This is a genomic window from Nocardiopsis xinjiangensis YIM 90004, assembly GCF_000341145.1.
GTDB classification, from domain to species: Bacteria; Actinomycetota; Actinomycetes; order Streptosporangiales; family Streptosporangiaceae; genus Nocardiopsis; species Nocardiopsis xinjiangensis.
On record NZ_ANBE01000038.1, the window covers coordinates 15214 to 27484 of the forward strand.

9 protein-coding genes are annotated in these 12271 nt (G+C 70.1%); 3 read left to right on the forward strand and 6 right to left on the reverse strand.

Annotated elements, in window-relative coordinates; all coding sequences use genetic code 11:
• The first annotated feature begins 42 nt into the window (after positions 1–42).
• Both D473_RS0117765 and D473_RS0117770 read left to right on the forward strand, forming a co-directional pair.
• On the forward strand, positions 43–2271 hold the full coding sequence (locus D473_RS0117765; protein ID WP_017610398.1) for an MMPL family transporter: 2229 nt from the start codon (positions 43–45) through the stop codon (positions 2269–2271).
• Between the two features lie 269 nt (positions 2272–2540).
• The gene (locus D473_RS0117770) at positions 2541–3167 is read left to right on the forward strand and encodes a hypothetical protein (RefSeq protein WP_017610399.1); all 627 of its coding nucleotides are present in this window, start codon (positions 2541–2543) and stop codon (positions 3165–3167) included.
• Between the two features lie 99 nt (positions 3168–3266).
• On the opposite strand, the gene D473_RS0117775 is transcribed toward D473_RS0117770, so the two are convergent.
• The 5 genes from D473_RS0117775 to D473_RS0117795 form a co-directional block, all read right to left on the reverse strand.
• Complete coding sequence (locus D473_RS0117775; protein WP_017610400.1) at positions 3267–5333, reverse strand: 3-hydroxyacyl-CoA dehydrogenase NAD-binding domain-containing protein; 2067 nt, start codon at positions 5331–5333, stop codon at positions 3267–3269.
• Entirely contained in the window at positions 5330–6529 is a 1200-nt protein-coding gene (locus tag D473_RS0117780; RefSeq protein ID WP_017610401.1) for a thiolase family protein, read from the reverse strand. Before D473_RS0117780 ends, D473_RS0117775 begins: the two co-directional genes overlap by 4 nt.
• A gap of 243 nt (positions 6530–6772) precedes the next feature.
• A complete protein-coding gene (locus tag D473_RS0117785; RefSeq protein ID WP_017610402.1) occupies positions 6773–7750 on the reverse strand; it encodes a tetratricopeptide repeat protein in 978 nt (325 codons plus the stop codon).
• 214 nt (positions 7751–7964) lie between these two features.
• The gene (locus D473_RS0117790; RefSeq protein WP_017610403.1) at positions 7965–9227 is read right to left on the reverse strand and encodes a ribonuclease D; all 1263 of its coding nucleotides are present in this window, start codon (positions 9225–9227) and stop codon (positions 7965–7967) included.
• A 62-nt stretch (positions 9228–9289) separates the two neighbouring features.
• Positions 9290–9823 (reverse strand): DUF3000 family protein, encoded by a 534-nt coding sequence (locus D473_RS0117795; RefSeq protein ID WP_017610404.1) that lies wholly within the window; start codon positions 9821–9823, stop codon positions 9290–9292.
• A gap of 313 nt (positions 9824–10136) precedes the next feature.
• On the opposite strand from D473_RS0117795, the gene hemE reads away from it, so the two are divergent.
• Complete coding sequence (gene hemE, locus D473_RS0117800; protein WP_017610405.1) at positions 10137–11105, forward strand: uroporphyrinogen decarboxylase; 969 nt, start codon at positions 10137–10139, stop codon at positions 11103–11105.
• Positions 11106–11181: 76 nt separating this feature from the next.
• On the opposite strand, the gene D473_RS0117805 is transcribed toward hemE, so the two are convergent.
• On the reverse strand, positions 11182–12270 hold the full coding sequence (locus D473_RS0117805; protein WP_017610406.1) for a DUF4349 domain-containing protein: 1089 nt from the start codon (positions 12268–12270) through the stop codon (positions 11182–11184).
• Between the last annotated feature and the right edge of the window lies 1 nt (position 12271).

Here is a 12271-nt window from a genome sequence, read left to right on the forward strand (position 1 = left end):
GCTGTTCACGGACATGACGACTGTTCGCTTAAGGGGCGACCCATGCCAGCACGAACCGGGCTGTTCGGCCGCATCGGACGCGGAGCCCACCGGGGCCGGCGGTGGGTCCTGGCACTGACCGGACTGTTCACCGCCTTCTCCCTCGTATGGGGACTCGGGGTGTTCTCCGACGTCAGCGACAGCGGTTTCGAGGACCCGGGGTCGGAGTCCTCCGAGGCCATGGACATCCTGCAGGAGGAGCTCGGCCACGCCGACATCGACGTCATCGCGGTCTTCCGCAGCGCCGAGATGGAGGTCGACAACCCCAGCTTCGCGGCGGCGATGGAGAGGGTGGCCGACGATCTTCCCGAGGACGTCGTCGCCGACTACGACATCTACCTCGACGAGGAACTGTCCGAACTCGAACGCGGCATGCTCGTGTCCGAGGACATGCAGGCCACCTACCTGCCCATCACCCTCAGCGGTGAGACGCACCAGGAGCGCCTGGACCAGTTCGAGGACGCCGAGGCCGCACTGGAGGCCGGCCCGCTGGAGACCGAGCTGGGCGGACCCGTCGCGGTCGAGCACGAGCTCTCCGACACCGCCGAGAGCGACATCGTCCGGGCCGAACTCATCACACTCCCGCTGTTGCTCCTCCTGCTGGTCCTCATCTTCGGCGGGCTCGTCGCCGGTCTGGTGCCCCTGGTGGTCGGCGGCCTGGCGATCCTGGGATCCCTGACCGTGCTACGTGCTCTGACCCACGTCACCGAGGTGTCGGTCTTCGCGATCAACGTGGCCACCCTCCTGGGACTGGGGCTGGCGATCGACTACGGCCTGTTCATGGTCAGCCGCTTCCGCGAGGAGCTCGGCAAGGGACGCGCGGTGCCCGTCGCGATCGGCCGCACCGTCGACACCGCCGGGCGCACCGTCGCCTTTTCCGGAGTCACGGTCGGCATCGCCTTCGCAGGGCTGTTGTTCTTTCCCCAACCGATCCTGCAGTCCATCGGGTGGGGCGGAATCGCCGTCGTCGTCTTCGACCTCGTCGCGGCCCTGGTGTTCCTGCCCGCGCTCATGTCGGTGGTGGGCCACCGCATCGACCGCCTCGGAATGCCCCTGCCCGGACGCACCGTCACCGGCAGGATCGACGAGAACAAAGGCACTTGGGCGCGGCTGGCCCGAACCGTCATGCGCGGGCCGGCCGTCTCCCTCGTCGCCGTGATCTGCGTGCTCATCACCTTCAGCTCCGGCCTGCTCTCGGCCGACCTGGGCTCGACCGACCAGCGTTACCTGCCGGCCGACGCCGAGTCGCGGGCGGGCACCGAGGCCATGGGTGAGGAGTTCCCCGCCGGACAGGTCGGCCGTATCCACGTGGCCGTGGCCGGCGAACCCTCCGAGGGGGCCGTCGAGGACTACGTCGACCGCCTGGACGAGCTCCCCGCGGCCATGCGTGCCACCGTGGAACGCACCGGCGAGGCCATCACCCACATCGAGGTCGCCTATCAGGGCCACACCGACGACCCGGAGGTCAGCGGGCTGGTCGACGACGTACGTGCCGAGCCCGGCCCCGAGGGGGCCGAGGAGGTCCTGGTCGGCGGTGTGGCAGCCCAACAGCTCGACAACCTCGACGCGATCGTCGACAGCGCCCCGATCACCGTCGCCTTCATCATCGGCGCCACCCTGGTACTGCTCTTCCTCGCCTTCGGCTCCGTCGTGCTGCCGGTCAAGGCGATCCTCATGGGCGCCCTTTCCCTGGGTGCGTCGCTGGGTGTGGTGATCTGGGGGTTCCAGGAAGGCAACTTCGCCGGTCTGCTCGGCTTCGACGCGGTGGGCACGATCGACCCGACCTACCTGGTCCTGATCATGATCGTCTCGTTCGGTCTGGCCATGGACTACGAGCTGTTCCTGCTCAGCAGGGTGCGCGAGGAGTATCTGCGCAGCGGCGACAACGCCCGTTCGGTCCAGCTCGGCCTGCAGCGCACCGGCAAGATCATCACCAGCGCGGCGATCCTGCTCGGCGTGGTGCTGCTGGCCATGGGCACCTCGAGCCTGCTCTTCCTCAAGATCATCGGTGTCGGTCTGGCCCTGGCCGTTCTGGTGGACGCCACCCTGGTGCGGGCGGTCATGGTCCCGGCGACCATGCGCCTGCTCGGCAACCTCAACTGGTGGCTGCCCCGCCCCCTGCGGTGGCTGCACGACCGGATCGGGATCTCCGAGGGCGGCGACGAGGACGAGGACGCCTCGGATCCCGTGGACCGGAAGGCGGGCCGGGAGAAGGCGCCGGCGAACGCCTGACGCCGCTCTCACGGACGTTGACGGGCCCCGGCGGGCATGTCCGCCGGGCCCTCACGTGCCCTCGGGGCGGTCAGCCCCTGAAGAGTTCCTCGGAGCTGTCGGGGACCAACGCCGCGTAGATCTGGTGTTTTGGTGTGATGGCCCCGGCGCGGCCGTACGGATCGTGCGCGACTGCTGCCGGAGCGTCGTCATTGCTGGTCCGGGCCGGTGGGTGTGTTCCGGTGAGGCGTACCGGTCACAGGGGTACCTCCCACCACATGAATACCTCTGTGACCAATAAGGGAGCCGGGTTCCTCCCGGTTTCGGGTTTCGTCGTGGCGCTGGCCGTGGCCGTGGCGGTCTCCGGGTGCGCCGGGGGCGAGGGCTCCGAGGACGGGACCTACCCCGGTACCGAACCGAACGTCCCTCCCGAGGAGGAGTACGAGCCGGAGGAGATCGCGCACATCCGGGCCGAGCTCGGCCAGGACCAGGAGGGCTCCGAGCTCTTCGACGAGAACGCCGTGGGCGAGGAACCGGTGGCCGAACTGTGGATCACGGACGAGGGCGCGGACGTGACCTCCTACGAACTGGAGGTCTCCGGGTTCGCCGAGAACGACTCCTACCTCGCCACCGTCCATGTCGATGCATGCGGTTCCGGCCCCGAGGCCTCCGGGGACCTGTACGAGGGCGAGGAGGACACCGAAGAGGCACCCGAGGGCGAGCTCGAGGAGGGCTCCGTGATGATCCGGACGGGCACCGACGCCGACGGCAGCGGGCGCGGGCAGATCCAGCTCGACGACGAGCCGGACGGGGAAGACCTCGGCTCGCTCCTGATCTCCACCGACCCCACCGCAGGGTCCGAGGAACCCGCCCCGCAGGACGGTGAACCCGTCGCCTGCTTGGACTTGGACCTCTGAGCGCACGGCCGCCGACAGGCCGCAACACACCGGAAGAGGGCCCGGCCCCCGAAGGGGTACCGGGCCCGTGGTGGTCTCAGGGGACCGCCGGAGCGGCTCCTAGAGCGCCTGGGGCGCGCCCTGGTGGAAGGGCTTGCCGTTGACGGCCTCGGACACGCCGACCTTGTCCAGGTACGGCGTGATGCCGCCGGTGTGGAAGGGCCAGCCGGCGCCCGTGAGCAGGCACAGGTCGATGTCGGCGGCCTCGGCGACCACACCCTCGTCGAGCATGATCCGGATCTCCTCGGCCAACGCACGCAGGGCGCGGTCCAGGATCTCCTGCTCCTCGGAGGGCTTGTCGCCGCCGCTGAGCAGCTCCTTGACCTCCGGGTCGATGGTCAGGTCCGGGGCGAAGATCTCGCCCTTGCCCGCCTCGACGATCTTGCCCAGCTCCGGGGAGACCGCGAAGCGCTCGGGGAAGGCCGCATTCAGCGTCTGGGACACGTGCAGGGCGACCGCGGGTCCCACGAGCTGCAGCAGCATCAGTGGGGACATCGGCAGCCCCAGCGGGGCCACCGCGCGGTCGGCCGCCTCCGGGGCGGGGGCCCCNAACAGCGTGAGCAGGCGGTTGACGACGAAGGCCGGGGCGTCCTTGCACAGCACCGCGGTCTTCTTGAGCTTCTTGGCTGCGGCGAAGGCCGTCGCCAGGGCTTCGTCGTCGGTCTTCTCGCCGCGCACGATCTCCAGCAGCGGCAGGACCGCGACCGGGTTGAAGAAGTGGAAGCCCACGACACGCTCGGGGTGCTTCAGCTTCGAGGCCATCTCGGTGACCGAAAGCGAGGAGGTGTTGGTCGCCAGGATCGCGTCGGGGGAGACCACGGCCTCGACCTCGGAGAAGACCTGCTGCTTGATCTCCATCTTCTCGAAGACGGCTTCGATGACGAAGTCGGCGTCGGAGAAGGCGTCCTTGCTCAGCGAACCGGTGACCAGGGCCTTGAGGTGGTTGGCCTTGTCCTGGTTGATGCGGCCCTTGCCCAGCAGCTTGTCGACCTCGCCGTGGACGTAGGACACGCCCTTGTCCAGGCTCTTCTGGTCCAGGTCGTTGAGCACGACCGGCACGTTCAGGCGGCGGGCGAACAGCAGCGCGAGCTGGCCGGCCATCAGGCCGGCGCCGACCACACCGACCTTGGTGATCTTGCGGGCCAGGGACTTGTCGGGGGCACCGGCCGGACGCTTGGCGCGCTTCTGCACCAGGTCGAAGGCGTACAGGCCTGCCTTGAGCTCCTCGCTCATGATGAGGTCGGCCAGGGCCTGGTCCTCGGCGGCGAAACCCTCGTCACGGCTGCGGGTCCTGGCCTCGGCGACCAGCTCGACCGCGCGGGCCGGGGCCGGGGCGGCGCCGTGGAGCTTGCCCTCGACGCTGAAACGGGCCATGTTGACCGCGTTGTCCCAGGCCTCGCCCTTGTCGACCTCGGGGCGCTCGACCGTGACGTCGCCCTTGAGGACCTTGGCCGCCCAGCGCAGCGACTCCTCGACGAAGTCGGCGGGCTCGAAGATCTCGTCGGCGATGCCCAGCTCGTGGACCTTGGGGCCCTTGATGACCTTGTTCTGGGCGAGCGGGTTCTCGATGATCAGCTCGAGGGCCTTCTCGGCGCCGATCAGGTTGGGCAGCAGGTAGGTGCCGCCCCAGCCGGGAACCAGACCCAGGAAGGCCTCGGGCAGGGACACGGCCGGCACACCGGAGGAGATGGTCCGGTAGGTGCAGTGCAGCGCCACCTCGAGGCCGCCGCCCATGGCAGCGCCGTTGACCAGTGCGAACGTGGGGACGTCCAGCTCGCCGAGTTTACGGAAGACGTCGTGGCCCAGCTTGCCGATGGCCATCGCCTGCTCGTGCGTTCGGATCCTGGGCACACCGGTCAGGTCCGCGCCCACGGCGAAGATGAACGGCTTGCCGGTGATCGCCACGGCGACGATGTCGGTGCGCGCCTTGGCCGCCTCGATGGCCTCGTCGAGGCTGAGGAGGCCGCCGGGGCCGAAGGTGTTCGGCTTGTTGTGGTCGTGCCCGTTGTCCAGCGTGATCAGGACGGCGGTGCCGGCGCCGTAGGGGAGCTGGATGTCACGGGAGTTCGCCTTGGTGACGACCTCGTCGCTGAAGAGCTCCTGTGCTTGCTCGATCGCGGTGCTCACTTGCCCCCCTCGTAGTTGGTGTTCTCCCACAGGATGGTCCCGCCCATGCCCATGCCGACGCACATCGTGGTCAGGCCGTAACGGACATCGGGGCGCTGCTCGAACTGGCGCGCGAGCTGCATCATCAGGCGCACACCGGAGGAGGCCAGCGGGTGGCCGAGGGCGATGGCTCCGCCCCAGGGGTTGACGCGTGCGTCGTCGTCGGCGATACCGAAGTGCTCCAGGAAGGCCAGGACCTGGACGGCGAAGGCCTCGTTGATCTCGATGAGGCCGACGTCGTCGATGGAGATGCCCTGGCGGGCGAAGAGCTTCTCGGTGGCGGGGACGGGGCCCACACCCATGACCTCGGGCTCCACACCGGCGAAGGAGAAGTCGACCAGGCGCATCCTGCCCTTCAGGCCCATCTCCTCGGCGACGTCCTCGGCGGCCATGATGGCGCCGGTGGCGCCGTCGTTGAGGCCGGCGGCGTTGCCGGGGGTCACGTTGCCGTGCGCGCGGAAGGGCGTCTTGAGGCCGGCGAGGGACTCCATGGTGGTGCCCGGCCGGGGCGGCTCGTCCTCGGTGGCCAGGCCGTAGCCCTCTTCGATGGAGCGGACCAGGACCTCGACCAGGTCGGGCTGGAGGTTGCCGTCGGCGTAGGCCTTGGCGACCTTCTCCTGGCTGCGCACCGCATAGGCGTCGGCGCGCTCCTTGGTGATGCTCGGGAACCGGTCGTGCAGGTTCTCGGCGGTGTTGCCCATGACCAGCGCGTCGGTGTCGACGAGCTTCTCCGAGAGGAAACGCGGGTTCGGGTCCACGCCCTCACCCATGGGGTGGCGGCCCATGTGCTCGACGCCGCCCGCGATCGCGACGTCGTAGGCACCGAAGGAGATGCCCGCGCCGGAAGTGGTCACGGCGGTGAGCGCGCCGGCGCACATGCGGTCGATCGCGTAGCCGGGCACGCTGCGCGGCAGGCCGGCGAGGATCGCCGCGGTGCGCCCGATGGTCAGGCCCTGGTCGCCGATCTGGGTGGTGGCGGCGATGGCGACCTCGTCGACGCGTTCCGGGGGCAGGCCCGGGTTGCGTCGCATCAATTCGCGGATGACGCGGACGATCAGGTCGTCGGCGCGCGTCTCTGCGTAGAGGCCCTTGCCGGACTTGCCGAACGGTGTACGGACCCCGTCGACAAAAACGACATCGCGAGCAGTTCGCGGCACGGTGGCCCCTCCTTCTTCCAAAGGGGTGGGTGGACTGTCGAAACCATGCTACTGGCCAGTAACAAAATGCGCGAGTACGAGTGTGTGGTCCCGCTCACAATATTGTCGCCGCTGGTACGTCCGCCTGCGGCACCCGCGGCCGGCGTTCGCGCGTCGGTTCGTCCCCGACCCGGCCCGGACACACAGAACGGGCACGCCCCGAGGGGGACGTGCCCGTCCGAACGCCGTGTGGGTCGGGGCCGCTCACAGGAGCGCGTCGGCCTCCCTGCGCCGCCCCGCGGCGCTGTAGGCACCGGCGAGATCGCGGCGCAGGCGCAGCATCAGCCGGCGCACTTCTGGGTCGCCCGAGGAGTTCAGCGCGGCGCGGTAGGCCCCGCTCAGCGTCTCCACGGCTTCGTTCGCGCGCCCGGCCTGCGTGTAGCAGCGGCCGAGCCGGTGGTGCACGGTCAGGGTCTCCAGGTGGCCCTTGCCCAGGCGGCGCCGCCGTCCGGCCAGGACCATCCGCAGCTGCGTGGTCGCTTCGTCGTAACGGCCCGACATGTTCAGCGCCGCGCTCAGGCCCAGTCGTAGTTCCTCGCGCGCGACGGTGCCGGCCACGTCCTCCACCGCACGCTCGTAGTGGGCCACGGCCGCGTCCAGGCGGCCGCTGCGGCGGTAGCACACGGCCAGGCGCGTGCGGGCCTCCACGGTGTCCTCGTCGGCGGAACCGAACTGGGACTCGCGCTCGCGCAGGAGCATCTCCCAGTGCTGGGCCGCATCGGCCGGGCGGCCCGCGTCCTCCAGCGCCCAGGCGAGGTTCTCGCGGATGATCTCGGCGCGGGGATGCTCGTCACCGTAGACCGAGACCGCCTCGTCCAAGGCCAGTTCGAACTGCTGCACCGCCGCCTGGCGCCGCCCCATCTGCGCGTACTTGGTCGCCAGGTTGTTGCGCGCGGTGATGGTGTCGGGGTGCTCGGTCCCGTGCAGCTCCACGAGCGAACGCAGGGTCCGCTCCAGTGCGGCCGCCCGCATCCCCGCCGTGGGCACCGAGGGGCCCCGGTCCTCGTCGGCCTCCGGGGCCGGGTCGACGGGCGCGGGGGGCCCGACAGGGGCCGGTACCGGCAGGCCGCTGGGCTTCTCGGCCCCACGTTCCTCGCGAGAGGGTTCGGCGGTATGGACCGACTGCTTCTCGGCTTCAGCCGTCAGGCCGGTCACGCGCAGCAGGGCACGCCAGAACGACAAGCAGACTCACCACATTTCCCTCATAGCGACGAGCGGCCCCGGGCCGCCCTCGTCCGTCCTCCAAGCCCGCCGATCAGGTTCAGGAGGCCTGATCGATGAGGGCACGTTTCTATAACTTAAACGGACACGCGGCTACGGACCAGACGTCACGGGGCTTTTGTGGGTGGTGAGTTCGGTCACTTCTGGGTTGGCTAGGACAAAACGGGGGTAACGGTCAACCTTTTCCGGCCTTCGCCAGCGCCGTCGCCAACGGTCGAGCGGTCAGCCCGATCTGCCACTCGCGGGCCCCGCGCGAACGCAGGAACTCCCCCACAGCCCCGGGTTCGACCTCCTCCGGAGGGGTCCACGACAAGCGGCGCACGGTGTCGGGCAGCAGCAGGTTCTCCGTCGGCATCACGACGTCCTCGGCGATCTGCGCGATCGTGGCGCGGGCCGACTCCAGACGGCGCGCCGCCTCGGGGGAGCGGTCCGCCCAGCGGTTGACCGGGGGCGGCCCGTCACCCGGGCCGTTGGGGCGGGGAAGCTCGGACTGCTCCATGTCGCGTGCCCGGTTGACCGCTTTGATCCACGTCGGGACGTACCGCCGCGCGAGCTTGATGCCGAACTGGCGGATCTTGGTCAGCTCGGCCGAGGTGCGCGGCATCGTCGAGGCCGCCTCCACGATCGCCGCGTCGGGCAGCACCCGTCCGGGGGAGATGTCGCGCTCCTGTGCGATCCGGTCCCGCTCGTACCAGAGCTCGCGCACCGCCGCCAGGGAACGCTGATTGCGCACCCGGTGGATGCCCGACGTCCGCCGCCACGGATCGCGGCGCGGCTCTTTGGGCGGGGCGTTCAGCACCGAGGCGAACTCCTCCAGGGCCCAGGAGAGCTTGCCGGACTCCTCCAGCTCCGCCTCCAGCCGGTCGCGCAGATCGACGAGGATCTCCACGTCCAGCGCGGCATAACGCAACCAGTCCTCGGGGAGTGGGCGTTGGGACCAGTCGACCGCGGAGTGCTCCTTGGCCAGCCGCACGTTCAGCAACCGCTCCACCATCGAGCCCAGACCGACCCGGTGATAACCCAGGAGACGGCCGGCCAGCTCGGTGTCGAAGAGGCGCTCTGGGTACAGGTGCACCTCGGTCAGGCAGGGAAGGTCCTGGTGCGCGGCGTGCAACACCATCTCGGTTCCCTCCAGGGCGGAGCTGAGTCCGCTCAGGTCGGCACAGGCGATCGGGTCGATCAGCACCGACCCCGACCCCTCGCGCCGCAGCTGGACCAGGTAGGCGCGCTGTCCGTACCTGTAACCCGAGGCCCGCTCGGCGTCCACGGCCACGGGACCGCTTCCCGAACTCAGCGCCGCGACCACGTCCGACAGGGCGTCGGGGTCGGCGGTGACCTCGGGCAGGCCCTCGCGTGGTTCCCGCAGGAGAGGCGCCCTCTCCTCGTCGTCACTTTCCGGTTCGCGGGATTCTGTCTTGGGGTTCAACGCGTTCGCCACACCTCTACGGTATGTGCTGTGGCCACCGGACGCTGATCCCGACCGCTCCCGTGGCCACAGCCTCAGGGCCGCGAACGCTGTCTGCTGATGTCTGCCACGTCCAGCGGGGGCAGACCCGCAGCCGAGGCCAACAACGCCAACCACGCGTTGACGTGACTCGTCAGATCGTCGGTCTCGGGGGTCCACGAGGCGCGCAACTCCACCTCGGTGGAGGCCCCCTCGTCGGCTTTGGTTCCGAACCCCTCTGTGGTGGCGCGGGTCACTGTCCCGCTCAGTGTGTGGTGAGTGGCGCCCTGGGCCTCCAGGGCGTCGGTCAGCCAGCTCCACGCGACCGGCCCCAACAGGGGATCGGTGGCGATCTCCGACTCCAGTTCGGAGTTGACCTGGCAGACCACACGGAAGGGTCCGGGCCAGTCCCGGGTGTTCTCGGGGTCGTACAGGAGGATCAGCCGGCCCCAGGCGACCTCCTCACCCCGAACCTCCACTGCGGCCGAGGACGCGGCGGGGGGNGGGCGGGTGAGGAGGGGTTCGCGGAGGGCCTCGACCGCTCGCCGGAACGTCTCAGGCGCGTTCTCGGCGCTACCGACATCGGGCATTGTGGAAACGTCTGCCTTCGTCTTGTGGTGATCACGGATCAACGGATGTGCACGGGACGTGCCCAGTCTCGCCGCCGTCGGCACGGTGTTGGACACGGCTCCGACCGTGGCACGAGTCACGGCCGCGGAAACGTAATCGGCCCGGCGTGTCGGTGTTTTGTGATGATCTCGGTACCGGGCCGCTGCCTGCCGTCCCACTGCTCCGGCGATCCGGGTGAGAGCGCCGGGAACGGCATGGCACGATCAGAGGATGACGCTCCAAGACTCTCCATTCCTTCGTGCTTGCCGGCGCCTCCCGGTGTCCCGTACACCGGTGTGGTTCATGCGCCAGGCCGGGCGTTCCCTGCCCGAGTACCGCCGTACCCGCGCCGACGTCCCCATGCTGGAAGCGTGCGCGCGCCCCGACATGATCACCGAGATCACGATGCAGCCGGTGCGCCGGTACGGTGTCGACGCCGCGATCTTCTTCAGCGACATCGTCGTCCCGCTCAAGGCCATCGGCATCGACCTCGACATCAAGCCCGGGGTCGGCCCCGTGGTCGCCGAACCGATCCGCGACGCCGACGGGATCAAGCGCCTGCGTGAGATCGAGCCCGACGACATCCCCTTCATCCGGGAGGCCGTGGGACAACTCACCGGTGAGCTCGGCGACACCCCGCTCATCGGGTTCGCCGGCGCTCCCTTCACGCTGGCCTCCTACCTCATCGAGGGCGGGCCGTCGAAGAACCACGAACACACCAAGGCGCTCATGTACGGCGAGCCCGAGCTCTGGGACGAGCTCATGCGCCGCCTGGCGAGCATCACGGTCGGGTTCCTGCGCACCCAGATCGAGGCCGGCGCCAGCGCCGTGCAGCTCTTCGACTCCTGGGTCGGCGCCCTGAGCGCCGAGGACTACCGGGCCTCCGTGCTGCCCTACTCCTCGTGGATCTTCAACCGGCTCAGCGAGTACGAGGTCCCGCGCATCCACTTCGGTGTGGGCACCGGCGAGCTCCTGGGCATGCTCGGCGAGGCCGGCGCAGACGTCGTGGGCGCCGACTGGAGGATCCCGGTGGACCAGGCCGCCGAGCGCGTGGGCCCGGGCAAGGCCGTCCAGGGCAACCTGGACCCGGCCACCGTGTTCGCGCCCTGGGAGGTCGTGGCCGAACGCACCCGCGACATCCTCGCGCGCGGGCGCGCCGCCGAGGGCCACATCTTCAACCTCGGCCACGGCGTGCTGCCCAGCACCGACCCGGACCAGCTCCAGCGGCTGACGGAGTTCGTGCACGAGCAGTCCGTTTCCTGAGCGGGCACCGAGCGTCGGGGCGCCGGGCTCTGTCCGGCACCCTCGACGCGTTCCCGGTGCCGCGGGCCCGACGGGCTCAGCAGGTTCCGGAGTTCCCGCCCCCGCCGGCCGAGGCCCCGCCCCCGTCACCGTGGTCACCGGGCTCGTCCACGGCGGACCGCTCCGCGCCGTGGCCCGAAGCCGGAGCCGGTGTGTCCGTGGCACCGTCGCCGGCGTCCCCGGAACGGCGCCGGGAGCGGCTCGCGGTCATCAGCTCGCGCCTGTCGCGGCGCCGTGCCCGCCACCGCATCCACGGCCACGCGCCGATCGCGGCCACGACGAGCACGAACGGCAGGAGCCAGCCCACGGCCGACGCCACGGCCCGGCCCACCGTGAGCAGGGCTTCCCCTCCTGAACGCAGGCTCTCCAGGAACCCGGGCAACTCCTCGCGCTCGATGTCCTCCTCGGGCGCGTTGGGCGGCAGCAGGGTCAGTTCCACCGCCGAGTAGGCGGTGTTGTTCTCCAGGGCCTCCAGCCGCGCCTGGAACGCCTCCAGGTCCTCCTGCCGCTCCTGGATCTGCGACTCCACCTCCAGCATCTCCTCCACGCTTTCGGCCTCGTCGAGGTAGCCGCGCAGGGTCTCCAGGGAACGCTCGGTCGACTCGGTACGGCCCTCCACATCGGCGACCTCCTCGGTGACGTCCTCCACCGAGCGCTCCAGACTGGACCTGTCACCCATGCCGGTCAGCTCCGCCAACGCCGCTTCGTACCCCTCGCTGGGCACGCGCAGGGTCATCGAGGCCCGCGCCGCCCCGCCGGTGGGGGCCTCATAGGACTCACGGGACACGTAACCGTCGGCCTCGGCGGTCAGCTCCTTGGCACGCTCACCCGCTTCGTCCAGGTCCTCCACCCGCAGTGTCAGCTCGGCGCGGTGCACCAGGTCGCGCTCGTCGACCTCGACGTCCCCGCCGACGGGTGAGCTCCCCTCCCCGCCGCCGGTCTCCCCGCCGGCTTCTTCCTCGGCCTCGCCGTCCCTGCTCTGCTCCGGTGCGGCCCCGTTCGCCGACGTGTCCTCCGGGGCCCCGCCGGAGTGGTCGGACTGGGTCGCTCCGCACGCGGTGAGCACCAGGGCCACCAGGAACACCGCGAGCAGACCGAGGGGGGTGCGCAGAGATGCTGAATCCATG

Bases quoted from the DNA above. Each gene is read 5' to 3' on its own strand.
- D473_RS0117765 (WP_017610398.1), top strand. From the start codon at position 43: ATGCCAGCACGAACCGGGCTGTTCGGCCGCATCGGACGCGGAGCCCAC.
- D473_RS0117805 (WP_017610406.1), bottom strand. From the start codon at position 12,270: ATGGATTCAGCATCTCTGCGCACCCCCCTCGGTCTGCTCGCGGTGTTC.